Here is a 26542-nt window from a genome sequence, read left to right on the forward strand (position 1 = left end):
CACGGCACAGCGGGTCAGGCTCCAGTTCTGCCGATACGGTCCCACAGCTCCAACGCCCTGGCTGGTTGATCGGTGTAGGCGAGCATGAATGCGGCAGCTGCAGTTCCTCCGATCGCGTAGGGCTGCCCGGCATCCGGTATGGGAAGGAAGGAGGCGCCCGCGGCGGCACCGGTACAGGCCAGCAGTGCCGCTATCAGTCGTAGCCATTCCCAGTCCCTTACCGGTTCCAGGCCGGTCAGCGCCTCCTCGTCTAGAAGTGCGCCGACCCGCCCGTGCACGTATCGATCGCACACGGCGATCAGGGTTGCTGCCAGTTCCCGCAGCGCCGCGTCGCAGTCCGTGTCCAGACGGCTCTCTAGGACACGTAGTTTGGCGATGACCAGGCCCGTGTGGCGCCGCAGCGCTTTCCTACGGTGAGAGGGCCACCGGACGCTGCCCGCGTCGCGGTAGGACCTCGCGATCAGTCTGGAGGTCACAGCCAGACGACGGGCCACCTCACGCAGCCGCCGCGGCTGGTCGTCCGCCGACGCTGTCGAGGCCGCCGTACAGGCGCGGAGGGTCAGGGCAGCGTTGTGGACCAAACGGTAACGAGTGACCCACCGGCCCGATCGCCAGGGAGTAGATGCTGATCCTCGCCACACCACGACGAAGGCCACCACAGGCGCAGCGAACATGACTACCAATGCGGCGATCAATGCGGCCATCAGCGCGAGAACTGCCAGAACTATCGGCCCTTGCAGAATCGCCGGGGGGAGACCGGACTCCGCCGAGGCGCCCGTTGTGTGGCTGGGCGCACGGGAAGCCGCCGCGGACACCACGCCACGATCCAGGCCCATTGCAATCTCCGAGAAGGCCAGTGCAGCGATAAGGCGGCCAGCCATAGCGGGGCGGCGACTGACGAGAAAGCGGCGCAGCCCCAAACACACACGCGCCGGAGGCCGACTACTGAGCCCGAAGAGTACCTGAATGTCCCGCCTGAGTAGTTCAACCTGTCGGTCTGCTATACGCAAACCGTAGGCTCCCGTTTTTCTGCGAAACCAGCGCGACACGGTCTGCCAGATCGTTTCCGTCCCCACAAGGCACAGCATGTCAGGCCAGCGAAACTCAAGCCATAGGCCGGCTATGGAATATCGCCGTCGGTCACACTGCGGCCGACGGCGTTGACGAGCTCAGGGCTCGCTGAAGAAGGCGCTCATGCCTTCGACGTCCGACAGGTAGCTGTCGATAGCGGTGATGCGGCCGCATTGGGTGGCCAGCACGGTCGCGAGGTGTTCGTCGAGCCTGCGTCCGTCGGGGGCAGTTGCCGTGTTGCGGAGCGAGAGGGCGGCGCCATGAGCGCCGACGAGCGTGCAACAACTCGGTGTGCAGTCCCTGCCCAGCGACCACGCCACACGGTCCTGACCTACAAGAAGATCCGCTGCCGGGCCAGCCACTTTCCCACGCCGACTTGAGCGGGGTGACGGCGCGGGCGGTGGGCAGGACGCGAGCGGCGGCGGCGGTGAGGGCACTGCGTGCGCAGACCTTACGGAGCATGAACGCCGCTGGCCTTGGCCGAGAGTCGTCAGGGCCTGCCGTGTCGGACGGGCCCTGGACGGGTGAGGGTCAGGCGCTGCCGGGGTGCTTGCCGGGGACGCCGAGACCGGGTGAGAGCGGCGTGGGCGTGAGCGTGGTGTCCTCCTCACCGGGCTCCAGAAGGGTGTCGGCAGCGCCGACGATGAGCGGGTCGGGTGTGCCCACCGCCTCGTGGTCCTTGCTAGCGTAGTCGATGCGCGACAACAGACTTCGCATGGTCTCCAGTCGGGCCCGCCGCTTGTCGTTGCTCTTGACGACGGTCCAGGGGGCGTGGGAGGTGTCCGTGGCGCGGAACATGCCGACCTTCGCCTCGGTGTAGGCGTCCCAGAGGTCCAAGGACGCCAGGTCGGTGGGCGAGAGCTTCCATTGGCGCACCGGGTCGACCTGCCGGATCGCGAAGCGTGTGCGCTGCTCGGAACGGGACACCGAGAACCAGAACTTCACCAGCACGGTGCCGCTGTCGACCAGCATCCGCTCGAAGGTCGGGCACTGGTCGAGGAACAGCTCGTACTCCTCCTGGGAGCAGAAGCCCATCACGCGCTCCACACCGGCCCGGTTGTACCAGGAGCGGTCGAAGAACACGATCTCCCCGGCCGTCGGCAACTGCGCGACGTACCGCTGGAAGTACCACTGGCCCGCTTCACGTTCGGTGGGCTTGTCCAAGGCGACCACGCGTGCGCCGCGCGGGTTGAGCCGCTCGGTGAGCCGTTGGATCGTGCCGCCCTTGCCCGCCGCGTCACGTCCCTCGCACACGACGACAACGCGCGTGCCGGTGTCCTTGACCCAGCGCTGGAGCTTGAGCAGCTCGATCTGCAGCACGCGCTTGGCACGCTCGTACTCCTGGCGTCCCACCTTCCGTTCGTAGGGGTAGTTCTCTCGCCACGTCCGGATGGGGCGCCCCTCCGCGTCCAGCACGATCGGCTGCTCCCGCCGACTGGCGTCCACAGTCAGTCCATCGAGCAGCTTCCCGGCGTCTTGCGCGTTCATCAACTGGCATTCCGTTCGGCTCTCGCGGTCGGTCACAGGGGAGACACGAGTACCCCGTCCGACCCCGCCCATTGGTGGCGCCGCGATGGACAACACCGACCACCGCGAGAGCGGTCACCGCCCCAGGGCCGTCGCGCCGAACAGCACTGCCCTTCACCGAATACCGCACCGGCCAGGAGGATGCCGGTATCGGTGCGCGTCTCGTAGCCGCGGGCCAGTCGGCGTGAATGCATCACCACGCGAACGTGCGCTCCACCACCTCTTCGGCAGCACGGTGACCCCGGCCGCCTGGTGCCGTGTGCCGATGGGGCATCTGGCACGGGCGTTGCCGTCCTGGGCGGCCGGGCCGGTGGCACTGGCCGGCCGCGACGGCAACGGTCAGGGGCGGGCGAAGTGGCGGGCAGGGTGCAGCGAGTGGGGGCCGGTGGCATTCGGCTGCCGGCTGTGCGCGGCCCGGCGCGACAGCAGCGGGGGCAGGTGCGGTGCAGGTGCGCGATGGCGTCGGTGAGGGGTGTCGGGGTAATCGCCGATCACCGCCCAGCCATGGCCGACGGCTGGGCCGGGCGATCGGGCTTCTTTGCCCCCGATGACGGGGGTCCAGGTCTCAAACGCATCACGACCGAGCCGGGTACCGAGCAGAGTCGAGCAGGTGCACACGATCGGAAAAGTGATCGGCCGCACAACGCTTTGAAAGGTTCTTCCTACAGGTCGCACGAGGACAGGGACGTATGAGCACAGGACATGTCGTCGGCCCGGTCAAGGCGCTGCGGTCGGCCTACGAGGCAGCATCAGTCGCCGTCGCCAGCCTGGGAGATCAAGAGTCGTGGCAGCCGACCGGGTGCATCGGCTGGGCGGTCCGCGACCTTGTCTTCCATTGCCTGCAGGACGCCCAGCGGGCTCTGGTGGCTCTGCACACGTTCGCGTCGGAGCCGACAGACCGGGACGCGGTGACGTACTGGCAGGACTGGCGGCCAGACACCACGGGGGCGGCGAACGGTCGACGCTGGGTACGGGTGAACGCCAGCATGTTCCTCGACTTCGGCCAGCTGCAGGGCCTGTATCTGGAGACCTTGGCAGCGACCGTGCACGCGGCGGAGGCGGCGGACCCGGCACAGCACGTCCGTACACAGGGACACGTGCTGACGGCCAGAGACCTTCTGACCACCCTTGCGGTGGAGCCACCATCCACCACCTGGATATGACTGTGAAGCTCCCGCACCTACCGGGACCAGCGCCTGAGGGCCTGGCCGCGGTGCGTGCAACGCTCGACGGTCTGCTCGGCCAGCCGGCCCCACCGCAATGGACGGACGAACACCACGCACGCGTGGGCACCGGACGGATCGGGCTCAGGGCCGCGGAACGCGCCAGGCTGGGCGCAGCGGCGGAACGGTTCCCACTGTTCGGCTGAAGACCGTCCGGCGGCCGACCTCGTGCACTTCCGGCTGACCATGACGCCAATCGTGCCGATTCCTCACGCCCGCGGCCCTCTCCAGGCCGCCGCCTCGCCGCTGCAGAACGCGGGGCGGAGCCCCCTGCTGCCGTGTGACAGGGGGCTCCCGTGTCGGGTGATCACCGATGTCCTTATCGACCCACCAATGCAGGAAGGCCCAGAACGCCGCCCCTTGGGCCCCCTCGGCACCGAGCCGTCCTGCTGCGCGCCACCGGACCGGCAGCCCGGCCCGCAGCGCGAAAGGCCCCTCGCGCACCACCGTTGCAGGCAACGCGGCCAACACCGACTCCCGCGACGGATACCCGGGCGTCTGGCTCATCCAGCGCCGCTGCATACGAAGGATCACTGAACCTGAACCTTGCGCAACGCAGATGACACGACCTGATCGCCGAACCAGCTAACTGACGATGCCGCAGGCCAGGCTCCTGGTCCAGCACAGCGTCCGCAATCACTGCAGCTACCGGCACACTGCAATCCCCCGCCCACCGACGCACCACAAACTGATCAGTGCAGGCCAGGCCACCAACTACCGATCAGAAGGACCGCTCCTGTACATGAGCTCGCGCGAGGCGCCTTCTCCAGGAGGTCGGTGAGACCCGGTCACGGTGAGGGGGAGAGCTGGTGCGACGAAGCGCTGCGCGAGGAAGCAACTGTGCGACGAAGCGCTCGGGTGGCCGGACGCATGCCTGCCGGGCTCTCTGTTCGGCGGGAAGGGGCCGCACTAGAGTGCCGACGTGCACGCAGAGCTCGATCCCGCGGTCGTCGACTCCCTGTTCGCCGGGGCGGATCGGCTCACCGACACGATCGTCGACCGCATCCGGGCCGAAGTCGGCTTCTACCTGGCCGGGGGCTCGGTGTCGCGTGACGCGCTGCGGCAGTCGGTCCACGACAACGTCATGCGGGTCCTGCAGCAGTTCGCGGGCGGCGGTCTCGCCGCCGCCCTTCAGGCGCCACGGACGACCGGCCGGGAACGGGCCCTGCAGGGCGCCCCGCTCCCCGAAGTACTCAGCGCCTACAGAATCGGCTTCGGCTGCTTCTGGGAGGAACTGGTCGCCCTCGCCCGCGCCGGCAGCCGGCTCGGCGACTCCCAACTGGTCGACCTCGCAGCCGACATCTGGCGGATGAGCGGTGAGTACGCGGACACGATGGTGAGCGGCTACCGCGAGGCCTCCGCCCAACTGATGCTGCAGCGTGAGCACGAGCGTTCCGTCCTCGTCGAGGCGCTGTTCGCCGGTTTCATCGACGGGCAACGCACCCTCTGGGAGACCGCCGAGATCCTGCGGCTGCCGCTGGAGGGCGACTTCGTCGTGGTGGCCGCGGAGACTCCCGCGATCGGGCGCCAGGCCCTTGCCGACATCGAATCGCGGCTCGAGGCGGAGGCGGTCAGGTCGGCCTGGCGGCTGCTGCCCCACGAGCAGATCGGCGTGGTGTGCTCGCGCAGTGTGCGGATGCGGGAACGGGCTCTGCAGGTACTGGGCCGGCAAGCGGTCTCGCGCATCGGCGTCAGCCGGCCGTTCACCTCACTGCGGGAAACTCCGCAGGCCCTGCAGTTCGCCCGCCTCGCCCGGGGGACACTGCCCGCCGGTGAGGCCGGGCTCGCGCGGTTCGAGGACACCGCGCCGCTCGCGGTACTCGTCGCGGCGGCGCCCGCGGAGGCCGAGCGGGTCGTCTCGACGATCCTCGGCCCCCTGCGCGAACTGCCCGCCGAGGACTGCTCGCTGCTCATCAGCACGCTCGACGCATGGTTCACCGCGGGGGGCTCGGCCGCGGACACCGCGCAGGCCATGTACTGCCACCCCAACACCGTGCGCTACCGGCTCCGCCGACTGGAGACACTCACCGGACGGTCACTGCACAACCCCCAGGACGTCGCGGACCTGGCCACCGCGCTGCAGACCGCCCGGGTCGTCCTCGGCCTGCGATAGGCCCGCCCTTCGGGTGCTCGCCGGAGCCCCCGGTGCTCGCGGGATCCCCGGGCGCCCGCGGTGCGTTCCGGGTGGCCCCCGCTGTCAATGCGGTGCGCCGGACCGTCGATGCCAGCTGCCCGCGGTACCGCCGGCAGCCCCGAACGGGCTTTGTCACACGGAACAGTCATGCCGGCCCAGCGTTGTTCGCCGGTCCATGGGTGGGCCCGCGACCGGCGGTCAGGATGTTCGCCCACGGCAACGGGTTGGCCGCGGTACACAGAAAACAGCTCCGTGCCCACCCTCGCGCAGGCCCTCGCCTCGCCCCCTGATCAGCGCATCCGGAAAGGCAGCTCGTGACAGCATCGGACGACCTTCAAGAGCCCTGGATTCCGCGTAGCCACCGGGCCGGTCCCCCCGTGACCGTCACGGGCGACCCCCTGGCATACGTACGGGCCGACGCGGCGGCGCTGCGCCGGGCGCACCGCTCACTGCGGCGCAGCACCGTCGGACTCGTACTCGGCGGCCATCTGTCGTACGCGGCGCTGTCCTGCCTCGCCCCCTCCCTGATCGGAGCGCGGACAACGGGCCACTTGACCCTCGGGATGGCTCTCGGCCTCGGGGAGATGGGTCTCGTCGCCACCGTCCTCGTCCGGCACGCCCGGCATACGAGACAGCGCATCGATCCGCTCGCCGACCGGCTCCGGTGCTATCTCGCGGAACGGCGCCGCGCCGCGACGAAGGGAGCGACGGCATGAGCGACCCGTCCTCCGCCTCGCCGGCCACCACCCTCGTGGTCTTCATGGTCTTCGTCGCCCTGTGCCTGCTGCTGTGCGTGCTGGCCGGCCCCGAGAAGGACGATCCGGCCGAGTTCTACACCGGCAACAGCGGCACCGGCGCACTGACGTCCTTTCAGAACGGGCTGGCCATCGCGGGCGACTACATTTCCGCGGCCACGGTGCTCAGCACCACCGGCGTCATCGCGCTGGCCGGCTATGACGGCATGCTGGTGGCATGCGCCACCGTGATGTCACTGCTGCTGACGGCGATCCTCCTCGCCGAACCCCTGCGCAACTCCGGTCGCTACACCATGGGCGACGCCATCGCCGGCCGGCTGACCGGCCGCCGGGCGCGGATCGCGGTCGGCGTCGTCACCCTCGCGGTCACCCTGCCCTATCTGACGGTGCAGCTCTCCGGTGCCGGCGCGATGGTGACGTTCCTGCTCGGGTTCACCGGCAACGAGGCGAAGCCCCTGTGCACCGTCATCATCGGCGTGCTCATGGTCTGCTACGCGGCGCTCGGCGGGATGAGGGGCACGGCCGCGGTGCAGATGGTGAAGACCGTGGTGCTGTTCGCCACCGTGACGGTGGTGACCTTCATCGTCCTGAACCGATTCGGGTGGAACCCCGGCAGGCTCCTCGACGCGGCGGTGGCAGGCAGCGGCAGGGGCGACGGTTATCTCCGTCCCGGCCTCGAGTTCGGCGACTCGTCCACCGGTCGACTCGACTTCCTCGGCTTCCAGCTCACCATCGTCCTCGGCGCCGCGACCATGCCGCACGTCACCATGCGGCTGTACGGCGCCCGCAGCGCCAGGGCGGCCCGCGTGTCCATGCGCTGGGCCGTGAGCCTGACCGGCGTCTTCTGCGCAGCGGCCGTTGTGCTGGGACTCGGCGCCGCCGCCGTCGTGGGCTCGGCGACGATCGGCGCCTCGGACCCGAACGGGACGACCAGCGTGCTGCTGCTCTCCCGGGCGCTCGGCGACGGTTCGGGCGTGCTGGTCGCCGCCATGGGCTGCGCGGTCTTCGCCACCGCGCTGGCCGCCGTCACGGGTCTGCTCCTGGCCGCGGCGTCTTCGGTCGCTCACGACGTCCTCACCCAAGCGCTGCTGCGCGGACGCGTGTCACCCAAGCGCGAAGTGGTGCTCGCCCGCGGCGCGACAGCCGTGGTCGGAGCACTTGCGATCCTTCTCGCGGTGTGGTCGAGGGACTGGAACCTGTTGTCGCTCATCTACCTGGCACTGACCCTCGCGGCCTCCGTGGTGCTGCCGGTGCTCGTCCACACCCTGTTCTGGAACCGCTACACCGAGCGCGGGATGCTGTGGTGCCTGTACGGCGGCATCGCCGTCGTCACGGCCCTGACCCTGTTCTCCCCGCTCGTCTCGGGCACACCCGAATCGCTCTTCCCGCACCGGGACTTCGCCTGGTTTCCGCTGCGGATGCCCGGGCCCGTCACGATCCCCCTCGGCTTCGTACTGGGCTGGTTCGGCAGTGCCCGGCACCGCACCGGGCCGGATGCCCGCCGCGACGAGGAGGCCGAGCTCCGCACACTGACCGGAGTGGGCAGGGAGTGAACGCCGACCGGGCTGATCACACCCGGTCCACGGTGTGACCGAGGACGGTAGTTGACGGTACACGTGTATATCCGTGCAGGTCACGGGCGTTCAGAGAACGATAGTCGGCGAATCTTGAGGACCATAGTCGGCGGTTCACGCCATCGCCGAACCCGAGCACGAGAACGTCGTCGCAGGTGAGCGCATCCGGCGACGGCGACGCATCCAGATCCGCCAACTAGCGCACGTCATGTGCCAACCACCGTCCTCGGCCACAGCTGGCTACTCAGGTTGAACTCGTGGAGTCCCTCGGTCGTGACGGTTCTTGATCGTTGCGGTACGACGTCGTCAGGCGGTATGCGCATGGGGGCGGACTGGCGCCCAGGGAACAGGAGAAGCGGGAGCGGGTGCGCCTGGAGGCGGCCGACCGGTTCGCTCGTGGGGAGAAGACCGAGGCCGTCGCGCGGGATCTGCGGGTGACGGCGCGGTCGGTGCGGCGTTGGCGGCGGGCGTGGGAGCAGGGCGGTGCGGAGGCGTTGCGCTCGGCGGGGCCAGCGTCGGTGGAGCGGTTGAGTGCTGCGCAGTGGGAGCGGCTGGAGCGGGAGTTACGGCGTGGTCCGCTCGCGCACGGCTTTGACGACGAGTTTCAGGGCTGGACGCTGAAGCGGGTCAAGCTGCTGATCGGCCGGATGTTCCACGTCGGCTACACCATCCAGGGCGTGTGGAAGCTGCTGCGCCGGCACGGCTGGAGCTGTCAGGTTCCCGTGCGGCGGTCCTTGGAGCGGGACGAGGAGGCGATCGAGGTGTGGAAGAGGGAGGTGTGGCCGCAGGTAAAAGGGCCGCGGCCCACCTGGGCGCCCACATCTGCTTCGAGGACGAGGCTGGCCAGGGGCTGAGGCCGCCACGGGGGCGCACCTGGGCCCCACGCGGACAGCGGCCGGTGGTGCGGGTACGCGGTCGCAACCGCGGCCGGGTCAGCGTCGCCGGAGTGGTCTGCTACCGCGCCGGGCACCGGTCCCGTTTCTTCTTCAAGCTGCACATCTGGCACGGTCGCCGGGGCGAGCCGAAGGCGTTCTCCTGGCGTCAGTACCGTGATCTGATCGTCATGACCCATGTGCAGCTCGGCACCCCGGTGGTGTGGTGCTGGGACAATCTGAACGTGCACCTGGTCAAGGAGCTGGCGGACTTCGCCGAGGAGCACCAGGACTGGTTACGCATCGTCCAGATGCCCTCCTACGCTCCGGAGTTGAACCCGGCAGAGGGAATCTGGTCGCTCCTCAAGCGACACCTGGCCGACTTCGCTGCGGCCGACTTGGCCCACCTGACGCGTGTGATCAAGCGGAAGCTGAAGAAGATCCGGTACCGGCCTCACCTGATCGACGCCTGTCTCTCGCCGACTGGCCTGATCATCGACTACGACGCGCCCAGACCATCGGACTCCACGAGTTCAACCGGAGTAGGGGCTGACCGGCGCGCCCATCCCGCCGACCATACCACCGAGGAAAGCACATGACGTTGGCCATCTCACGCGAGGCGATGGAAAAGGAATTCGGCGCCGGCCACCTGGTCACGGTACCGGCGGACCGGCTCAACCCGGCTGTAACCCACGCCCCTACGGCCCGTTTCTTGACGGAAGTCGGCATGCCCGACCTCGAGGAGTTCTTCTACACCATCGACGAGGAATTGGCGTCCGGCCTGGAAAGCGCCCTGGGCCGTCAGGCAGACCTCAGCGACTACACCGACCAGCCGGTCGGCGACTGGGTCGTCCTCGGCTCGTTCATGGGCGACATGTTCCTGCTCGACGGCGCCACGGGAGTGGTCTGGATCAGCGCCGACGGGGAGGGCACGATCAACCTCGTCAACAGTGGCATCGATCTGTTCGCCCGTTTCCTCGCCGCGTTCCACCGCGACGCCGAAGCTCTCCATCCGGACTTCAACGCCCCTGACGAGATCGAAGAGGCGATGAACAACCTGGTCGCTGAGGTGCGCGGCTTCGACCCCGCCGCCATCGACCACGAGCTGGGCTACTGGCAGCAGTTGTCCGAGCGCGTCGCCTGGCAGATCTGAGCTGCCCGAAGCCCACGTCACCGCCACGGAACCCACCGGTGGGCGGCGGCGCCAGTCTCAGAGCGGGTCTCCAGGACCGTGAGGCCTAACCTCGATCTTTCGTGACGGTCCGTCGGTTTCTCTGGTGGGTCTTTTCGGTCGTCCGGGCTGATCAGGGGCAGGTCTGTGGCCCGGCGGTCGCGTCGGGTGGGCGCCGGGTTCCACGTCTCCGGCCGGGGTGGTGCTGTTCGTAGGGACGGGAAGCTACTGGTCAGCCAGGGTTCGGCAGGGCAGCGAGCCGTTGCAGGGCTTCGGTGATCACGTCGGTCCAGGGCCAGTGTTTGGCGAGGCGGAGGATGCGGCGTCGGCCTGTGGTGACGAGTTGGGCTGCGGCGGAGAACAGCCGCAGCCTCAGGCGCTTGGGTTCCCACAGCCGGGCGGGGCCGGTCAGGGCGAGCATCGGCATCCAGGCCAGCAGGTCGAGGGCGATCTGGACGATCTCCAGCCAGATGCGGTCCTGCGCGGTGTCGTGGAGAGGCAGCTTGGTCAGGCCGGTGGCGCGGGCGGCGCGGATGCGGTCTTGGCCAAGTTGGGTCCGCTCCATCCGGACGACATGTCTGACCTGCGGTTCTTCCTGGAGGCGGTGCCCGATCCCCGCTCCCGGCGGGGCCGCTGAGCGCTGTGGCGGCATGTGCGGACGTTTACTGTCAGGCGCGCCTCGTCGACAGGTCACCGGGCGCTGGCGCTGGAGGGCAGGTCCTGTTCGGCCCAGACGATCTTGCCGTCCGTTGCACAGCGGGAGCCCCACCTGCGCGAAAGCTGGGCGACGAGGAAGAGACCGCGGCCATTCTCATCGAGGGTGCGCGGATGCCTCGGGCGTGGGTGGCTGGTGTTGGTGTCGGAGACTTCGCAGGTCAGCACCTGATGCTGGATGAGCCGTAGATGGATCGGGCCGTCGCCGTAGTGGATGGCGTTAGTGACCAGCTCACTGACGATCAGCTCCACCGTGGTCACGAGATGCTCCAGCCCCCAGTCGCCGAGCCGGCGAGCGGCCAGACGGCGGGCCGCCGGGACGGCGGCAGGCTCGTTCGGCAGGTCCCAGGAGGCGACCTGGGCCGGTTCGAACGCGCGCGTGCGCGCGAGGAGCAAGGTGACATCGTCGGGGTGCGCCTGGGTCGGCAGAGCCTCGATCACTTGTGAACACAGGTCCACCAGGGACGAACCCGGCTGAGCGAGGGCGGCCCCCAGACGGTTCGTGCCGACGTCGAAATCGTCGCCACGGGACTCGACCAGTCCGTCGGAGTAGAACGCGAGCAGACTCCCCTCGGGCAGTTCCAGTTCCACGGACTCGAAGGGCACCAGGCCGAGACCGAGGCCGAGTGGGGCTCCGGCGGGCAGGTCGGCGATGGTGACCCGGCCTTGCGCGTCGATGATCAGGGGCGGGGGATGTCCTGCCCGCGCCATCGTGCACCGCCGCGAGACCGGGTCGTAGAGGGCGTACAGACAGGTGGCACCCACCACCGTAGGGACTTGGTCAAAGACGTCGGCGTCTTCGTCGGTCAACCGGTGCACCGTGTCGTCGAGGCGTGTCAGCAGTTCGTCGGGGGGCAGATCGAGGTCCGCGAGCGTGCGCACCGCGGTGCGGAGCCTGCCCATGGTCGCCGCGGCGTTGATGCCGTGTCCCACCACTCGCCGACGACGAGGGCCACCCGGGCGCCAGACAACTCGATCACGTCGAACCAGTCACCCCCGACGCCGTGGTCCATGTCGGCCGGCACGTAGCGCGAGGCAACCTCGATGGCGGCACCGCCCCGCACACGGTGGGGAAGCAGGTCGCGTTGCAGGGTGAGGGCCGCGGTGCGCTCTCGCGCATACTGCAGGGCGTTGTCCAGGCTGAGCGCAGCCCGGGTGACGAGCTCCTCGGCGAGGAGCAGGTCGTCCTCCTGGAACGGCGTCTGTTCCTCGGAGCGGCCGAACAGCGCCAGCCCCAGCATGCAGCGCCGCGCACGGATGGGCACGACCATCAAGGAGTGGACGCCGCTGTCCCGCACCTTCTGCGCCCGCACCGGGTCGTGGTCGACCCACGGACCGGCCTGGTGTCGAGCACCGGCTCCAGGTGAGACCTGCCCGTGCGCAGGGCGACGGCGAACGATGAGCTCGGGTGGGCGTGGATCACCTCTTCCCGCACCCACGGCAACTCCAGGAGTCCCAGGTCGATGGAGGCCAGACCAGCACGCCGCAGCAGCGGCGGGCGGCCGCTCGTCGTGCCGATTGCTCGAGCTGGACATCGAGGGCGCGGGCGAGCGCTCGCAGCGTGCTGATGCGTGCGGATTGCCGTTGGCCCTGCTCCAGCTTGCGGATGGTGTCGACGTGGACATCGGCCCGGTCGGCGAGCTGTTCTTGCGTGAGGTCGCGAAACTCTCGCAGGCCCTTGATGCGGTCGCCCATGGACGTATTCATATTTACCCCCGCCAGAGGTATGTGTGGCTCCACGGTACTGCTGGCGGGCGGTGTCGGCGGTACGAGGCGGAAACGACGAAAGGCCTCCCTGTGCGGCCGTTGAGACCGTACAGGGGGCCTCGGGGCGTTCAGACGGTGGCGGTCTTCGCCCACGCCCAGTCGACGAACGCGCCCCAGGCGGGCGGCGAGAGGGCGGAGCCAGTTCAGTCCCATCAAATGACGTGCCCCTTCCGAGAGCCAGGTGCCGTGGGCTGCCAGGTCGGCTGCGATGCAGCGTCATACCGTGGGTCGCGTCTTCACCAGGGCGGCTCTTCCTGGCTGCGGAAGGGCGACTGGCTTTCGTAAATCCACATCTTGGCCCTGCAGATGAAGCGAGGATGCTGCTCCTCATAGGGCACATCGGTCCAGACGTCGGGGTTCGCGGCAAAGGCCCGACACAGGCCGGCCTGGGAGTCCTCGTCCAGCTCATCCGGGGCCACAATGATGAACTCGTCGCCCAGCCGGTTCATGGTGAACGCGGTGATGTAGTCCAGGTGGTCGGAGCCCACTTCCAAGAGTCGTCGGGGTCGGACCCCTTGTCGAACGGCGTAGTCGGAAGGGTGACGTACTCGATGAACCCGTGGCCCCGGGCGACGAACGCCTGGAACTTCCTCCAGTCGTTGCCCTCGAGCAGCATCGCAAGGTACGACCCGAGGTCGCCGTCGTCATCATCCAGGATGTTCGAGCTGTTGTAGAGGAGGCATGACCGGAAGTGGTCGACGCCTTTCTGCAGGCGGATGATGCTGACACGTAGGAGTGCGTAGGTCTGTGGCGACAGTGCGCGGTTGTGGGCGAGGACGTTGCGGATCTCGCAGATCTCGTCAAAGTCTCTCGCGATCGCCTGCTGATCCTGCCCTGCCAAATGGTGAACGTCGCCCGCGATCTGCGGGTCGGTCAGCGTGGACAGGAGCTGGCCGATGTCGGACTGCCAGATGAGGTCACCGCTGGTCTCGGCGTCAAGGTGCAGGCGCTGGCGGCTTCTCTCAGCGAGGCGCTCGAGGTTCTTGCGCAGTTTCGGGTCCAGGTGCTGGTGCCACAGGGCTCCGTAGGCGCGCATCCAGGAAGCCAGGCAGAGTCTGTGCAGCCACCCTTCCAAGGTGTAGATGTCTCGGTAGGCTTGCTGGTTGATCCGCGGCATCAAGAACTCGCCGTCGAATTCGAGGTCCAGCTGCTGCTCGAAGTCCACCATCCCTGCCTCTGGGGCACCTTTTCGGGGGACCAGTGGCGACGTCACGTGGGGAGCCTGCCTACGTAGCCCTGCCCCGTGACGACGGCCTGACGGAACGAGTGCGCACAACACGCGGTAGAGCCGCGCGAGGCGCCAACGCCCCCCCGCGTTCGAAAGTCCAGCGGTGCAAGCGTCACGCCGAACTCATGTACCCGCGGCGGCCTCAAGCGCTGGGCCGCAACCGGTCAGCCCCGCGCCGTCTCCAGCGCAGTCGACCTGGACTGAGCCGCCCCGGGGCCTGCCGACGTCCGTGAATCGGGCCCTGCCCGGCCCAGCCGACAGCGGTCTTGCTCTCCGCAGGCCTGAAAAGCGACTCCCGGGAACTCTGGCCATCGCCCTGCGCCAGCGGAATGCGTCCCTGTGGCTTGTGCGGTCAGGTGCACAAGATGACCAGAGCCCACGTGCCGCCCGAATGACCGGCAACCGGAACGATGCCTGCGGCTGTGCGGAGGCGAACGGGGTAAAAGGGATGCCACCGGTTCAGGAACCTGGGACGAGGAGTATGCCATGACTGATGACGCGTATCTGTTTCTCGTAGACGAACCCATTGAGACGCCAGGCGTGCCACCGTCCGCCGTGGGATCACTCGCCTGCATGGAGACCCCCGCTGTGCGTGCCTGGCTCAACGCGCAGCATGCGTCGGAGGCGTCTCCCCGGCTGCGGCTCGTGCCGCCCGAGCACACCGGGGCCATCCCGGAGGAGGCGGAGCGGCTGCCGGTTCCGTTGACCGACGAGGAACTGCGCCGACTGCGCCACCGGACGGCTCCCGAAGCCCTGGCTGCGGTCGAGGCTGAACTCCTCGCATACCGTGACTGCGCCCACGGCCGCGACGAGATGCTCGCCCGGGCACTGGCCGCGGGCCTCCTACCCGACCGCGTCGCCGAACTAACCGGCGAGGACATGGCTGTAGTCAGGGCCGCAGCCGGGCGCTGAGCCGAAGTTCCCTTGCTGGATGCGGTCATGCGCACGGTGCGGGCACTGCCCGCCGATACCGAGCCAGTGCCCCGTGGTCGGCCGCAGAAATTCTTCGCCGCCTGCCGGACGGCCGTCCAACCCGCCGAACTCCGGGCCCGGTCCTCGCAACATGCCGCACTGACGCTCAGTTGTCGGGCCTGGTCAGCAGCGGGCCTTGCCCCCGAAAGCACCCGGCGGACCCCGGAGCACGGTCGCGGCTGCGCGACTGGATCCGCTATTGCTACCCGGCCCTTCTCCCGAGGATCGGCGCCGGGCCGGACGTCGAACGCGACCGCCCCGGCGGCACCCGCCCCACGCCACGGGACGGCATGGGGGTGCTGACGGAGCTGCTCGGCGGACTGCCCGCAGCGGACGCAGTGGCGCGGGCCGCGTCCGTCCTGCGCGAGAGCCGGCTCGGTGAGACTCCGGTCCGTTCCCTCACGGCGGCGCTCACCGTACTTCTCTACGCCGACCAGTCGGACCGCGCCGCACGCTGGTGTGCCGCCGTCGCCAACCGGCCCGGTCGCGGTGACGACGCGACCGAGGACGCCCTGCTGGCGGCGCTGACCGCCGAAGCCGCCCTGCGCCAGGGGGATGTGTCCACCGCGGAGGAGTACGCCCGCGCGGCCTTCCAGCAGATCGGTCCCGGCCGCTGGGGTGTCGGAGTGGGATTCCCCCCGGCCACCGTGATCGCCGTGCGGACCGCCCTTGACCGGCTCGAGGAGGCCGCCCGTTTCCTGGCCATGCCCGTGCCGGGGGCGATGTTCCGCACCCCCATGGGACGGCACTACCGCCACGCCCGGGCCGGACACTACCTGGCGGTCGGCGACGCCGAGGCGGCCCTCGCCGACTACCAGGAGTGCGGGGCGACGATGGCCCGCTGGGACCTGGACCACCTGCCCGGCCTCGTTCCCTGGCGCATCGGCGCCGCCCGCGCCCAGCTCGCCCTCGGCCGCCCCGGCGCCGCCCGTGTTCTGGCGGACCGTCAGCTCAGGGATCCCGGTCTCGGACGGCCCCGCATCCTGGGAATGGCGTTGCGCACCCGGGCCGCCGCTGCCGAGTCGGCTGAGCGGACCCCGCTGCTGGAACGGGCGGTGCAGGCATTGGAGATCTCCGGCGACCAGTTGGAGCTGTCCGCGGCGCTCGCCGAACTGAGCGCCGTCCACGGCGCGCTCGGCGACCCCGCCCAGGCGAGGACCGCCGATCTCCGGGCCCGCCACCTGTCCCGCGTCTCGGGCACCGCTCCGGCACGGCCCGGTGAGGACGAACTCAGCGAAGCCGAAAGGCGGGTGGCCGAACTCGCCGCACGCGGTCTCACCAACCGGGAGATCGCGCAGAAGGTTTTCATCACGGTCAGCACCGTCGAACAGCATTTGACGAAGGTCTATCGGAAACTCGGTATGCGCCGCAGAAAGGAACTCGCCAGTTTACCGGGGCTCCGCAGGGGGCTGACCGATTGAACGGCGTGCACCGGTCACCGGGCGCCCACCATCTGCCGGACCTCCTGCAGCCAGGACGCGCACTCGGGTGAGCCGAGCAGGTCGGAGTGGCCGCCCGGGAAGGTGCGCCGAAAGAACGGGCCGGTCGTGGTCTGCTGCCACGCGGCGATCGTGTCGTCCGTCGTCAGAGGGTCCTCGGTGCCGCGGCCGGCCAGGACCGGGCATGGCAGGACGGGATCCGTCGAGGGGGTGAACCGGCTGAGCAGGCGCAGGTCCTGGGCCGTCGTCTCGGCGACGACGGCACGCCAGTCGTCGGACGGGGCCCCGGCCAGGACGCCGGGGTCCACCTGGTCGAGGTAGGCCGCCGCCTCCGCCGGGCCGGTGCCGGCCTGCTCCGGTACCCGCAGCCGGGCGGGCCCGGCGGCGCCCACCGCCACCAGCGCGGCGATCTCGACGCCGGCCGCACGCAGCCGGGCCGCGGTGGCGTAGGCGACATAGGCGCCGTAGCTGTGTCCCAGCAGCAGCGGGCATACGGCCGCCCGGCGGGTGATCTGTTCGGCGCAGGCCTCGACCACCGCGTCGAAGGAGGCGGCCGGGGCCCCGAAGTCCCGGCCGGGGCGCCCCGGGTAGCGCACCGGCCAGGACGCCCGGCCCAGCGCCCGGGCCAGTGGCCGGAACTCGGTCCCGAAGGAACCGGCACCGGGAAAGAAGACGGTGGCGTTCGTGACGTCGTCCATGGTGGTCTCCGTAGGTCTGCGTCCGTGCCTGCTCCTGTCCGCGCCGAGGGCCCCCGGGTCGGCGGCGTTCACCGGTTCGCGGGCTCGTACTCGGGTTCCGTTCTCGACGGGCGGCGGGTGAGGACGGCGGTCGTCAGCCAGAGGGCGGCGAACAGGGCCCAGCACGTCCACATGGGCGGACCGGCGAGCACGGTCACGGCGACCACCGTGAGCGCGCACAGCCCGGCGACCGCCCTGGGCGCGCCGGGCCCGGCCAGCTTGGTGTAGGAGGCCGCGCCCAGGCCGTAGAGCACGAAGTAGATGCCGCCGGACAGCACGAAGAGGAGCTGGAACGACATGACGCCCGTCGAGCCCAGCAGCGCGATCAGGGTCAGGACGGCGCCAACGGCCAGCACGGACGTCACCGGGTTGCCGTCCCGGTGGCGTACCCGGGCCAGCGGGGCGGGCAGGTAGCCACTGCGGGCCATGCCGTACACGAGGCGGGACAGGGCCAGCACGGAGGCGCACACGTTGGCGGCGATGGCGGCGACGACCAGCGCCAGCGTCACCGGCTGGCCGAGGTCCCCGAGCGAGCGCTCCGCCAGCCGCAGCAGCGGCGCCTGGTCCAGCGCCTTGTCGTCGGGGTCCACCGTACTGAACAGGCCCAGCAGCACCAGCCCGTACAGGGCCACCACGATGACGTAGGAGGCGGCGAAGATGCGCGGGATGGCGTCCGGGCGCTTGTGCTCCTCGAAGGTGAAGGCCACGGTCTCCCAGCCGGTGAAGGCTACGTACACGGCGGTCAGGACGCTGCCCAGCTTCCCCAGCGGCGGCACGGCGGTGCTCGGCGCCCGCACCCCGTGCGTCCCGAGCGCGACCAGCGCGGTGCAGGTGACGAGGGCGAACAGGCCGAGGACGAGGGCGACCTGGACCTTGCCGGAGACGTTCGTGCCCAGGCAGCCGATCAGGGTGGCGAGGGCGAGGACGGCGACCGGGAAGAGCCAGGCGAGGCTCGGCAGGCCGGAGAACAGGGCGATGTAGCGCCCGCCGGTGATGGCGGTCGCCGGGATGCCGGCGACCAGCGCGAGCGTGGCCAGCATTCCGGCGGACCGCCCGACGGGCCGGCCGAAGGCGACCTCGGAGTAGTGGGCGACCCCGGACGCCGACGGGTGGCGGCGGCCCAGCCAGGCGTAGCAGTACAGGAGCGGGACGACCGACACGGCGGCGACCGCCCAGGGCAGCCAGGCGGAGCGGCCCAGGTCCTGGTAGCTGGTGCCGGGCAGGATCATCATGCCGCTGCCGAGGATGGTGGACAGCGCGAGGAAGGTGCCTACGGCACCGCCCAGCGACTTCTGCAGTCCGCTCACGCCGCGCCCTCCTCGGCCGGGGGCGCGGCGAGCACGCCGGTGAGCGCACGGTCGAGGGCGGTGCTCCAGGTCGCGTCCGGGCTGTGCCGGCCGGGGACGACCGTCAGACGGAACTCCCCAGGCACCCGGTGGGCCCAGGCGGCGCAGCGTTCGGGCGGGATGAACCGGTCGTCCCGCCCGCACAGTACGTGCAGGGCGGTGAGGGTGCCGGTGGGGCCGATCCGTTCGGCGAGGCGGTCGGCCACCACGGCGTCGGCGCGCAGGCCGTCCGCGATCTCGGCCAGCATGTCCTCGTCGTCGAGTAACTCCGGGGGGAAGCCGTCGTCGGCGAGTGCCCGGGCGATCTGAGGGTCGGTGAGCTGTGACATCGTCGGTATGCGTCCTGAGGAGTCGGGACAGGGCGTGTTGATGACCAGTACCCCGGCCGGCCGGGCGCCGCTCAAGGTGAGGGCCGGATGCAGACGGACGGCGGACAGTCCGCCCATGGAGTGTCCGGCGAGAACGATGCGGCGGGCGGCCCCGCGCTCCGCGGCCCGCAGGATCGTCTCGACGGTTCGTTCCTGCCACCGGCCCGAGTCGAGGTCGGCCACGGAGCCGGCGTTCGGCAGGGCCAGCGCGGCCAGGCCGTGGCGGGCGGCGGCGTCCTTCAGCAGGGTCAGCGTGGTGCCGCCGCCCCCGGCGGCCGGGAAGCACACGCACAGGTCCTGACCGGCGCCGGCCTCGCTCATGTGCCGAATTCCTTGGCGTCGACCACCTCGACCTGCAGCTCGGTCAGCCCGAGCATGAAGTTCGAGCGCAGCTTGCGGGGCGGTTCGAGTACCGCGAACGCCTTGTCCCAGGCGGCCAGTTCCTCGACGAACGTCTGGATCTCCAGGGTGGCCGCCGGGGCGCCGACGCAGCGGTGTACGCCGGCCCCGAAGGCGAGCTGCTTGTTGTCGCTGCGGTCGATCAGGAAGTCGTCGGGGCGGTCGAAGACGTCGGCGTCCCGATTGGCGGACATGTTCCACAGGGTGACGAAGCTGCCGGCCGGGATGACGTGCCCGCCGACCTCGTAGTCTGCCACCGCCAGCCGCTGCACATAGCTGTTGGTCGAGGTCCAGCGCAGGAACTCCTGGGTGGCCACGTCGCAGCCGACGTCGCCGTCGGCGACCCTGCGCCACTGGTCGCGTTCCTGGTCGATGGTGTGGACGGTGAGGCTCGCGGTGTGCGGGGTGGTCTCGTTCCCGCCGACGGCGACGTTCAGGCCGTTGAGCACGGCGACGTCGCGGGGCATGGTTCCGTCGGCCACGCACGTGGCGAGGAAGCCGATCATGTCGTCGGCCCGGCCGGAGGCGAGCCGGTGCCCGATGAGCTCGTCGATGAATTCGAGCACCTCCAGCTGGGCGTCGACGAGCGCGTCCAGCGGGGAGGTCCCGGCGTACACCTCGTCGCGGTACCCGATCATCGTGCGGGTGGCTTCCAGCAGTTGGTGCGCGTCGCCGGGGCCGATGCCGAAGAGCACTTCCAGGACGCCCTTGGGCAGTTCCGGTGCGACGACGCTGCTGAAGTCGATCCGGTCGCCCACCGACAGCTTGCCCAGGGCGTCGCGGATGTTGCGGCGGACCGTGCTGCCGACCCTGCCGAGCATCTCCCGGCTGAACCCGCTGGTCTTGATCGGTTTGCGGATGGCGGTGTGCTCCGGCTGGTCGGTGACGATGAGCATGCGGCCGGACGCCGAGTCCTTCTGCGGCAGGTAGGAGCCGTCGACCATCGTCCCGTAGGACGAACTGAGCCGCCGGTGGTCGACGTAGGCCGCGTAGATGTCGGCGTACCGGGTGAGCGCGTGGAACTCGTAACCGTCGTCCCGGCGGTGCACGGACACGGGGTGGTGTGCGCGCAGGTCGGCCAGGTACGCCCACGGGTCGTCGTCGGCGAAGAACTCCGGCGAGTACAGCGGGCTGTCCTCAACGACCAGCATGGGCGCCTCCGATCAGGTCGGCTATACGGGCCGGGGTGCGGCCCTCGAAGAAGACGTGCCCCGGGACCTTCACTCCGGTCCGCTCCTTCAGCAGGGCGCGGCAGCGCAGTACGGCCAGTGAGTCGACGCCGGCGGCGAAGATATCGGTGTCGTCGGCGAGTTCGAGGTCGAGCACCGTACGTACGCAGTCGGTGATGGCAGCTGGTGAGATGTCGGTCATGTCTCCTCGGCCTTGTCTGTCGTTCGGTAGTGGTCCATCAGGGTGGGGACGTCGACCTTGCCGCCGGCCTTGACCGGGTACCGGTCGACCAGGCGGACGCCGATCGCGGGTGAGAAGTCCTGGACGACGGTCTCGATCCGCGACCGGGTGGCCGTGTCCCGGAGCGTGGCGGGGTCGGTCCGGACGAAGGCCACGGTGTGCCGTTCGTGCTGGACGACCCGGCAGTCCTGCACCCGGGGCAGGGCGGTGACTCGCTGTTCCAGGGCGGCGGTGTCGACCCGCATGCCGTTCACCTTGACCTCGCCGTCCAGTCGCCCGGCGAACACGAGGTCGCCGTCGCCGTCGGTGCGCACCAGGTCTCCGGTGCGGTACGACGGCTCGGCCGCCGCGTCGCGGAACCGGTGCGTGAGGACGCCGCCGTAGAGGTAGCCCAGGCAGACGAACGGGCCGGTCACGACCAGTTCGCGGGCGTGGGGAGGGCCGCCCTCGGGTGTGCGCAGCAGCTGCCGGCAGCCCGCGAGCGGCCGGCCGATGGGGACGGCCGGTGCGGCGAGGTCCGTGGGCAGCCGGTAGTGGTGGGTGGCGAAGGTGGCCTCGGTCGGCCCGTACAGGTTGACGAAGTGGTGTGCCAGGCCTGCCCGGCGGGCCTGCCGGTAGGTCGCCACCTGGAACTGCTCGCCACCGCTGAACAGCCAGGGGATGTCCGCGACGGCCTCGGGCAGCACTTCGACGACCGTGGCGAGCACGGCGGCCGGCAGCAGCAGGCGGCCGATGCCGTAGGTCCGGGCCAGGCCGGGCCAGGCGAAGACGTCGTCGTTGACGTGCGGCAGGCACACCACGCGCCCGCCCGCCGCCACCGTGCGCCAGGTGTCGAACCACCAGCCGTCGTAGGTGGGGGTGGCGAAGCTGCCCGCCGTGAGCGGGCCGGGCACGGGCACGTCCAGGTCCGGGCAGGCGAACAGGGCCAGCAGGTTGTCCCGGGTGACAGCGACGGCCTTGCGGCTGCCGGTGCTGCCGGAGGTGAAGTTGACCGCGACGACGTCTTCGGGGATGCGGTCCGGCGGCAGTCGGCGGGCGGGCTGCCCGGCGGGCTCGACCGACGGGTGCGGGACCGCCGACACGGTCAGGGTGAGATCGGGCCGTATACGGTCGAACTCCCGCTCGCTGAGGGTGTGATCGTCGGCGACGGCCACGGTACCGGCCCGCCAGGCACCCAACTGCCCGGCGAAACACCCGAGCTTGCGCCGGGCCCTAACGACGACCACGCGGGCCGGGCCGTGCGCGCGGAGGCACGCCTCGACCGCCACGGCGAGCCGTGACACGTCCGCCCAGCTGTACTCGGTGCCGTCCTCGACCCACACGGTGTCCTGCGAGGACCACTGCCGGCCGTGCAGCAGTTCGTGCCAGGTGTCCGTCATGACCGCAGTCCCAACTCGTCGATGATGGCGCTGACGCTGATCAGGCTGAGCCGGACGTCCCACTTGTCGGGCGTGGCGTCGGCCTCCAGGGCGGTCAGGGCATCGGGTCGGAAGACACCGCTGGCCGCGACGAGGTCCCGCCAGCGCGACAGGGTCCGCTCGTCGGCCGTGTCGGCGAGGCCGTACGCCGTGAAGCCCTGTTTGGCGCGGTGCAGGATCCGCTCGGGCACGATGCCGGCGTACGCCTCCTTCAGACATGCCTTGCCCTCGAAGTCGGCCGTCTTCCGCTCGTCGGGGACGGCGAGCGCGAGCGCGACGACGGGGTTCCCGAGAAACGGGTAGCGGCCCTCCACGGAGTTCGCCATCAGCATCATGTCGCCGTGGTCGCCGAGCAGATGCCCGCTCAGCTGCACGTACACGTCGGCGATCGACCTCAGCTGCATCCGGGTCAGCCCGGCGGTCTCCCGGTCGGCGAAGGGGATGAGCCGGTCCCGCCAGAACTCCTTCCCAGGCAGGGCGTCAAGGGCCTGCCCGCTGAGGCACAGCTCACGTCGGCGGGCCGTCCGCCTCCGGTCGGTCTCCCAGGCGAAGTCCGCTCTGCCCCAGGCCTGTTCGTTCTCGGTGTGCCGCTCGGGCGGTTTCCTGCGGGCGCCGTCGAACGCGTAGGAGTCGTAGCCGAAGAACAGCTCGTCGGCGCCTTCGCCGGAGATCACGCCCTTGAGGCCGGTGAGCCGGACCTGCCGGGCGAGCATCAGGGCCGCGACGTTGTACGTCTCCCGCTGCGGATAGCAGCAGTGGCGCACCATGTCCTCGAACTCGGCGGCCACCTGGGCGGGCGTGCAGCGGATCTGGTGGTGCTCGCTGCCGACCGCGTCCGCGACCTCCCGCTGGAACCGGCCCTCGTCGAGCGTGACGTCGTCGAAGAGCACGGAGTACGTCCGGGTGGGTTTCTCCCGGGCGCGGGCCGCTTCCAGTACGAGGGTGCTGGAGTCGAAGCCACCGCTGAGGTAGGCCCCGATCTCGACGTCCGCCCGCAACCGGTCCGCCACCGACCGCCCCACGGCCGCACGGATCTCCTCCCCGGTGACCGGACGGTCCGCCTCCCGGAAGTTCCCGTACCGCCAGTACCGCACGGTCTCGGGCGCCCCGTCACCGAAGCGGACCACGCACCCGGGCGGTACCGCGCGTACGTCCTCGACCAGGGTCCGTGGCGCGACGATGTTGCCGAGCGCCAGGTACTGGTCGACCGCGCCCAGGTCCAGCCGCCAGGCGTGCGGCACGCTCCGCACGAGCGGCTTCAGTTCGGAGCAGAAGTGCACGCGGGTGCCGAGCACGGCGTAGAAGAGGGGGCAGATGCCGAAGCGGTCCCGGCCCAGGTACAGGCTGCCGTCGGCCCGGTCGTGGATGACGGTGGCGAACTGCCCGTCCACCCGGGCCAGGCCCGCGGGCCCGTAGCGGGCGAACAGCTCGGGCAGTACGGCGACGTCGACCCGGTTGTCGGGCGCGGCGCCGCCGAGCAGGGCGCGCAGCTCGGCGGTGTTGTAGATCTCGCCGTTGGTCAGGGCCGCGTACCGGCCGCCGGGGTCCTCGGCCGGCTGCCAGCCGTCCTTCAGCGCGGTCATCCCGAGACGGCCGAGCTTCGCGGACAGGGTGGGCGTGTTCAGGGAGTAGGTCTCGTCCGGTCCGCGGTGCACCAGCCGGGTGTGCATCGCGGCGACGACAGCCCGGTCGAGGGTCTTGTCCGGGGCGTACGTCCCGCACAGGCCGCACATGTGTCACACCCCCCGTTCCCGCAGCCGGTCGGCGAGTTCCCGCAGGTTCTCCGCCCGCAGCACGTCCCGGACCCCGGCATCGGTCCAGCCGAGCTTCTTCATCCCGTTCACCAGGACCACGGCCGAGGCGGAGTCGCCGCCCAGCTCGAAGAAGTTGTCGTCCAGCCGGGCGTCCCGCACCCCGGTGAGGGTCCGCACCAGGTGCAGCAGTTGCTCGTCCAGGCGGTCGGGGCCGTCCCCGGTGGTGCGGGTCTGCCGCCGCGTGCGCAGGGCATCCCGGTCGATCTTGCCGTTCGGGGTGCTGGGGAAGACGTCGACGCTCTCCAGCACCGACGGGATCTTGTACGGGTCGAGGAGGCCGTCCAGATGCCGGCGCAGGGCGCGCGGGTCGGCCTCGCCCTGGTAGTAGCAGGCCAGCGTGTCCGTGGCGGCGGGGTCGCCGTCGGCGTGCGCCTCGGCCACGACCACGGCCTCGCGTACGGCCGGGTGACGGCACACCGCGCTCTCGATCTCGCCGGGATCGAGCCGGTAGCCGCGGACCTTCACCTGGCGGTCCAGCCGCTCCACGAAGTAGAGGCGGCCGTCCCGCAGTTCGACGACGTCGCCGGTGGCGTAACCGCCCGTCCCGTCGGGACCGGTCAGCGGGCCGACCCCGTCCTCGGTGAGGTATCCGGCCGCGACGGAGGCTCCGGTGACGACGAGTTCGCCTCGCCGTGTCCCTTCCTCCGTGGTCCCGGTCCCGAGGTCGCGCAGGACGTAGGCGCAGTCGCCCACCGGATCGCCCAGCGGCACCGCGTCCCGACAGTCGTCCGGGTCGAGGGCGTCGCTGAGCAGATTGCACACCGTGGTCTCGGTGAGGCCGTAGGCGTTGTGGAAGCTCGCCGCCTTGGACCAGGTGCGGACCACGGCCGGCCGGCACGGGCCACCCCCGTTGATCACGTGCTCCAGGCGCATCCCGTCGCTGGGCTCGGTGACCGTCAGAGCGAACGGGGTCGTCTTGAGATGGGTGATCCCGAACCGTTCCAGCGTGTCCTGCAGGACCGGCCCCGGTGCCAGACGCTCCTCGTCCACAACGACGAGACAGGCCCCGGCGGTGAGCGTCCAGAGGATCTCGGTCAGGCAACCGTCGAAGGTGAGCCGGGCGAACTGCAGGGTCCGGCTGCCCGGTCCGACGGACAGGCGGCTGACATGGTCGCGGACGACCGGCGCGAGCGGGGCGGCCCGGACGAGGACGCACTTGGGGGTGCCGGTGGACCCCGAGGTGTGGATCGCGTACCCGATCTCGCCGTCGGCGAAGGGAAGCGGGCGGGGCGCGGGCGTGCCGCCGGCGGGGCGCCCGCGGGCCGGCAGTTCGGTGAGTTCCACATGGCCGTCGCCGCCCGAGCCGCGGGCCAGCAGCCGGACACCGAGCAGGCCGGTCTTGGCGGCGTTGGAGGTGTCGCTGTCCCGTTCGTCGACGAAAACGAACGGCCGCCGTGCCTTCAGGGCACCGATCATGGCGACGATCGCGGCCGCGCTGCGCGTCGCGAGCAGCGCGACGAACTCGCCCGGTTCGCTCCGCTGCCGTAATCGATGCGCGAACTCGTCCGCGTGGGCGCCGAGTTCCCGGTACGTCAGAACGGAGTCGGCGGTGCGCACCGCCTCGTTCTCCCAGAACTCCCGGACGGCGCCGTCCAGCGCGTCTAGCACGGACCCCTCTCCTGTTCGTCCTGTTCGCATGTCACCCTCCTTCACCGTGGACTGCCGGGGACCGTGCCTCCTGGCGGGCCGCCGCCTGCTGCCGGACGGGGTGGGTCAGCGTGCCGACGTCCTGCACGTCCGCCTGCACCGTGTCGCCGGCGTTGACGACCGCCGCTCCGGGGGTGCCGGTGCAGATGACGGTGCCGGCTTCGAGGGTGCGTCCGGCACTGAAGTACTCCACGAGGCGATCGAGGCCGAACTTCATGTCGGCGGGGGTGGCCGCCGCGATCGTCTCCCCGTTGCGGACGGTGGCGATGCGCAGGGCGGCGAGGTCGTCGTCGCTGAACTCGTCCAGCGTGACCAGGACCGGGCCGACACTGCAGAAGGTGTCGAACCCCTTCGCCCATGGGATGTGGCGGGGGTTCTCCCGGATGACGTCCTCGGCCGTCATGTCGAGGACGGCGGTGACGCCCGAGACGACGTCGCGCCAGTCGGTGCGCTCGACGTTCTTGCAGGTGGTCTTGATGACCAGGCCCAGCTCCGCCTCGGCGGTGACCCGCCGGGACTGCCGGGGCAGCTCGATGTGATCGCCGTTGCCGATGAGGCAGCCCGCCGGGCGCAGGTAGGAGCCGGGGCCGGAGCGGGGCTGCTCCGACTCCAGGTCCTCGGAGTGGCGCCGGTAGTTGAGCCCGGCGCCCCAGATGTCGGCTCCCGGATCGACGACCGTGGCGGCGAGGTCCAGGGCGGGCTGGACGGGGCAGAGGGCACCCGCGTGCCGGTCCAGGGCGCCGGTCAGCTCCCGCGACGCCGTGTCGCCGAGGAGGTCGCTGATCCGGGTGGTGTGGGCGTACCCGGGAACGTCCGACAGGTCGCACCACTGGTCGTGCCGGTGTACGGCGATGCGGTGGTCGGCGGCGGACGTGCGGGTCCTGGTGATTCTCATGGGGTCTCCGGTGGGTGGTGTGCGTGGGTGCGCGGGGCTGCGCCGTTCATCCGCGGTGAGG

Annotated in this window: 25 protein-coding genes and 2 pseudogenes; 9 read left to right on the forward strand and 18 right to left on the reverse strand. The window is 70.4% G+C overall.

Going from position 1 to position 26542, the window contains the following annotated elements; all coding sequences use genetic code 11:
- Positions 1-14: 14 nt before the first annotated feature.
- From ASC56_RS40810 to ppk2, 3 genes are all read right to left on the reverse strand, one after another.
- Entirely contained in the window at positions 15-476 is a 462-nt protein-coding gene (locus tag ASC56_RS40810; protein ID WP_159039748.1) for a hypothetical protein, read from the reverse strand.
- 693 nt (positions 477-1169) lie between these two features.
- The gene (locus ASC56_RS31695) at positions 1170-1391 is read right to left on the reverse strand and encodes a hypothetical protein (RefSeq protein ID WP_055495027.1); all 222 of its coding nucleotides are present in this window, start codon (positions 1389-1391) and stop codon (positions 1170-1172) included.
- 211 nt (positions 1392-1602) lie between these two features.
- Positions 1603-2559 (reverse strand): polyphosphate kinase 2, encoded by a 957-nt coding sequence (gene ppk2 / locus ASC56_RS31700; protein WP_055495028.1) that lies wholly within the window; start codon positions 2557-2559, stop codon positions 1603-1605.
- A gap of 728 nt (positions 2560-3287) precedes the next feature.
- Between ppk2 and ASC56_RS31705 the strand changes: the two genes are divergently transcribed.
- The 7 genes from ASC56_RS31705 to ASC56_RS31735 all read left to right on the forward strand — a co-directional run bounded on the left by ASC56_RS31705 (position 3288) and on the right by ASC56_RS31735 (position 10309).
- Complete coding sequence (locus tag ASC56_RS31705; RefSeq protein ID WP_234377154.1) at positions 3288-3761, forward strand: maleylpyruvate isomerase N-terminal domain-containing protein; 474 nt, start codon at positions 3288-3290, stop codon at positions 3759-3761.
- Positions 3762-4743: 982 nt separating this feature from the next.
- Complete coding sequence (locus ASC56_RS31710) at positions 4744-5934, forward strand: CdaR family transcriptional regulator (RefSeq protein ID WP_055495029.1); 1191 nt, start codon at positions 4744-4746, stop codon at positions 5932-5934.
- A 398-nt stretch (positions 5935-6332) separates the two neighbouring features.
- Complete coding sequence (locus ASC56_RS31715; RefSeq protein WP_055495030.1) at positions 6333-6671, forward strand: DUF485 domain-containing protein; 339 nt, start codon at positions 6333-6335, stop codon at positions 6669-6671.
- On the forward strand, positions 6668-8263 hold the full coding sequence (locus ASC56_RS31720) for a cation acetate symporter (RefSeq protein ID WP_055495031.1): 1596 nt from the start codon (positions 6668-6670) through the stop codon (positions 8261-8263). Before ASC56_RS31715 ends, ASC56_RS31720 begins: the two co-directional genes overlap by 4 nt.
- A 311-nt stretch (positions 8264-8574) precedes the next feature.
- Entirely contained in the window at positions 8575-9138 is a 564-nt protein-coding gene (locus ASC56_RS31725; protein ID WP_055495032.1) for a winged helix-turn-helix domain-containing protein, read from the forward strand.
- Positions 9063-9755 carry a transposase gene (locus ASC56_RS31730; protein WP_079102831.1) on the forward strand — a complete coding sequence of 231 codons (693 nt, stop codon included), beginning with the start codon at positions 9063-9065 and terminating at the stop codon, positions 9753-9755. Before ASC56_RS31725 ends, ASC56_RS31730 begins: the two co-directional genes overlap by 76 nt.
- On the forward strand, positions 9752-10309 hold the full coding sequence (locus tag ASC56_RS31735; protein WP_055495034.1) for an SUKH-4 family immunity protein: 558 nt from the start codon (positions 9752-9754) through the stop codon (positions 10307-10309). Before ASC56_RS31730 ends, ASC56_RS31735 begins: the two co-directional genes overlap by 4 nt.
- 250 nt (positions 10310-10559) lie before the next feature.
- Here the strand turns inward: ASC56_RS31735 and ASC56_RS31740 are convergent.
- The 6 genes and pseudogenes from ASC56_RS31740 to ASC56_RS31765 all read right to left on the reverse strand — a co-directional run.
- Positions 10560-10871, reverse strand: a pseudogene (locus ASC56_RS31740) (transposase); the annotation flags it as partial.
- Positions 10872-11017: 146 nt separating this feature from the next.
- Positions 11018-11944, reverse strand: a complete 927-nt coding sequence (locus ASC56_RS38670) for a SpoIIE family protein phosphatase (RefSeq protein ID WP_055495036.1) — start codon at positions 11942-11944, stop codon at positions 11018-11020.
- Positions 11878-12354: a GAF domain-containing protein gene (locus ASC56_RS43260; protein WP_055495037.1), complete on the reverse strand. Its 477-nt coding sequence runs from the start codon at positions 12352-12354 to the stop codon at positions 11878-11880. Before ASC56_RS43260 ends, ASC56_RS38670 begins: the two co-directional genes overlap by 67 nt.
- A 205-nt stretch (positions 12355-12559) precedes the next feature.
- Positions 12560-12748, reverse strand: a pseudogene (locus ASC56_RS42370) (helix-turn-helix transcriptional regulator); the annotation flags it as partial.
- Between the two features lie 296 nt (positions 12749-13044).
- Complete coding sequence (locus tag ASC56_RS31760) at positions 13045-13257, reverse strand: hypothetical protein (protein WP_159039749.1); 213 nt, start codon at positions 13255-13257, stop codon at positions 13045-13047.
- Complete coding sequence (locus tag ASC56_RS31765) at positions 13254-13976, reverse strand: hypothetical protein (protein WP_055495040.1); 723 nt, start codon at positions 13974-13976, stop codon at positions 13254-13256. The genes ASC56_RS31760 and ASC56_RS31765 overlap by 4 nt, the downstream gene beginning before the upstream one ends.
- Positions 13977-14522: 546 nt before the next feature.
- Here ASC56_RS31765 and ASC56_RS31770 point away from each other — a divergent pair.
- Together ASC56_RS31770 and ASC56_RS31775 are read left to right on the forward strand one after the other, a co-directional pair.
- Entirely contained in the window at positions 14523-14948 is a 426-nt protein-coding gene (locus ASC56_RS31770; protein WP_055495041.1) for a DUF6003 family protein, read from the forward strand.
- 350 nt (positions 14949-15298) lie between these two features.
- Positions 15299-16429, forward strand: coding sequence for a helix-turn-helix transcriptional regulator (locus tag ASC56_RS31775; protein ID WP_055495042.1), 1131 nt, complete (start codon positions 15299-15301; stop codon positions 16427-16429).
- Positions 16430-16443: 14 nt separating this feature from the next.
- On the opposite strand, the gene ASC56_RS31780 is transcribed toward ASC56_RS31775, so the two are convergent.
- The 9 genes from ASC56_RS31780 to ASC56_RS31820 all read right to left on the reverse strand — a co-directional run bounded on the left by ASC56_RS31780 (position 16444) and on the right by ASC56_RS31820 (position 26481).
- Positions 16444-17145, reverse strand: coding sequence for a thioesterase II family protein (locus tag ASC56_RS31780; RefSeq protein WP_055495043.1), 702 nt, complete (start codon positions 17143-17145; stop codon positions 16444-16446).
- A 68-nt stretch (positions 17146-17213) separates the two neighbouring features.
- Positions 17214-18491, reverse strand: coding sequence for an APC family permease (locus tag ASC56_RS31785; RefSeq protein ID WP_107309397.1), 1278 nt, complete (start codon positions 18489-18491; stop codon positions 17214-17216).
- Positions 18488-19219: a thioesterase II family protein gene (locus tag ASC56_RS31790; RefSeq protein ID WP_055495044.1), complete on the reverse strand. Its 732-nt coding sequence runs from the start codon at positions 19217-19219 to the stop codon at positions 18488-18490. The genes ASC56_RS31785 and ASC56_RS31790 overlap by 4 nt, the downstream gene beginning before the upstream one ends.
- Complete coding sequence (locus ASC56_RS31795) at positions 19216-20448, reverse strand: cytochrome P450 (protein ID WP_055495045.1); 1233 nt, start codon at positions 20446-20448, stop codon at positions 19216-19218. Before ASC56_RS31795 ends, ASC56_RS31790 begins: the two co-directional genes overlap by 4 nt.
- Positions 20435-20668: an acyl carrier protein gene (locus tag ASC56_RS31800; RefSeq protein ID WP_055495046.1), complete on the reverse strand. Its 234-nt coding sequence runs from the start codon at positions 20666-20668 to the stop codon at positions 20435-20437. Before ASC56_RS31800 ends, ASC56_RS31795 begins: the two co-directional genes overlap by 14 nt.
- The gene (locus tag ASC56_RS31805; protein ID WP_055495047.1) at positions 20665-22086 is read right to left on the reverse strand and encodes an AMP-binding protein; all 1422 of its coding nucleotides are present in this window, start codon (positions 22084-22086) and stop codon (positions 20665-20667) included. The genes ASC56_RS31800 and ASC56_RS31805 overlap by 4 nt, the downstream gene beginning before the upstream one ends.
- The gene (gene asnB / locus ASC56_RS31810; RefSeq protein ID WP_055495048.1) at positions 22083-23858 is read right to left on the reverse strand and encodes an asparagine synthase (glutamine-hydrolyzing); all 1776 of its coding nucleotides are present in this window, start codon (positions 23856-23858) and stop codon (positions 22083-22085) included. Before asnB ends, ASC56_RS31805 begins: the two co-directional genes overlap by 4 nt.
- 3 nt (positions 23859-23861) lie before the next feature.
- A complete protein-coding gene (locus ASC56_RS31815; RefSeq protein ID WP_055495049.1) occupies positions 23862-25577 on the reverse strand; it encodes a non-ribosomal peptide synthetase in 1716 nt (571 codons plus the stop codon).
- Between the two features lies 1 nt (position 25578).
- A complete protein-coding gene (locus tag ASC56_RS31820) occupies positions 25579-26481 on the reverse strand; it encodes a fumarylacetoacetate hydrolase family protein (protein ID WP_055495050.1) in 903 nt (300 codons plus the stop codon).
- Positions 26482-26542 lie beyond the last annotated feature (61 nt).

Origin of the sequence: Streptomyces sp. TP-A0356 (genome assembly GCF_001417775.1) — a bacterium.
Classification (GTDB): domain Bacteria; phylum Actinomycetota; class Actinomycetes; order Streptomycetales; family Streptomycetaceae; genus Streptomyces.

What these genes read in the sequence shown, in the direction of transcription:
- ppk2 (WP_055495028.1), bottom strand. Translation starts at nt 2,559, where the DNA reads ATGAACGCGCAAGACGCCGGGAAGCTGCTCGATGGACTGACTGTGGAC.
- ASC56_RS31705 (WP_234377154.1), top strand. Translation starts at nt 3,288, where the DNA reads ATGAGCACAGGACATGTCGTCGGCCCGGTCAAGGCGCTGCGGTCGGCC.
- ASC56_RS31720 (WP_055495031.1), top strand. Translation starts at nt 6,668, where the DNA reads ATGAGCGACCCGTCCTCCGCCTCGCCGGCCACCACCCTCGTGGTCTTC.
- ASC56_RS31735 (WP_055495034.1), top strand. Translation starts at nt 9,752, where the DNA reads ATGACGTTGGCCATCTCACGCGAGGCGATGGAAAAGGAATTCGGCGCC.
- ASC56_RS38670 (WP_055495036.1), bottom strand. Translation starts at nt 11,944, where the DNA reads ATGGGCAGGCTCCGCACCGCGGTGCGCACGCTCGCGGACCTCGATCTG.
- ASC56_RS31760 (WP_159039749.1), bottom strand. Translation starts at nt 13,257, where the DNA reads ATGAACCGGCTGGGCGACGAGTTCATCATTGTGGCCCCGGATGAGCTG.
- ASC56_RS31765 (WP_055495040.1), bottom strand. Translation starts at nt 13,976, where the DNA reads ATGGTGGACTTCGAGCAGCAGCTGGACCTCGAATTCGACGGCGAGTTC.
- ASC56_RS31770 (WP_055495041.1), top strand. Translation starts at nt 14,523, where the DNA reads ATGACTGATGACGCGTATCTGTTTCTCGTAGACGAACCCATTGAGACG.
- ASC56_RS31775 (WP_055495042.1), top strand. Translation starts at nt 15,299, where the DNA reads ATGGGGGTGCTGACGGAGCTGCTCGGCGGACTGCCCGCAGCGGACGCA.
- ASC56_RS31780 (WP_055495043.1), bottom strand. Translation starts at nt 17,145, where the DNA reads ATGGACGACGTCACGAACGCCACCGTCTTCTTTCCCGGTGCCGGTTCC.
- ASC56_RS31790 (WP_055495044.1), bottom strand. Translation starts at nt 19,219, where the DNA reads ATGAGCGAGGCCGGCGCCGGTCAGGACCTGTGCGTGTGCTTCCCGGCC.
- ASC56_RS31795 (WP_055495045.1), bottom strand. Translation starts at nt 20,448, where the DNA reads ATGCTGGTCGTTGAGGACAGCCCGCTGTACTCGCCGGAGTTCTTCGCC.
- ASC56_RS31800 (WP_055495046.1), bottom strand. Translation starts at nt 20,668, where the DNA reads ATGACCGACATCTCACCAGCTGCCATCACCGACTGCGTACGTACGGTG.
- ASC56_RS31805 (WP_055495047.1), bottom strand. Translation starts at nt 22,086, where the DNA reads ATGACGGACACCTGGCACGAACTGCTGCACGGCCGGCAGTGGTCCTCG.
- asnB (WP_055495048.1), bottom strand. Translation starts at nt 23,858, where the DNA reads ATGTGCGGCCTGTGCGGGACGTACGCCCCGGACAAGACCCTCGACCGG.
- ASC56_RS31815 (WP_055495049.1), bottom strand. Translation starts at nt 25,577, where the DNA reads ATGCGAACAGGACGAACAGGAGAGGGGTCCGTGCTAGACGCGCTGGAC.
- ASC56_RS31820 (WP_055495050.1), bottom strand. Translation starts at nt 26,481, where the DNA reads ATGAGAATCACCAGGACCCGCACGTCCGCCGCCGACCACCGCATCGCC.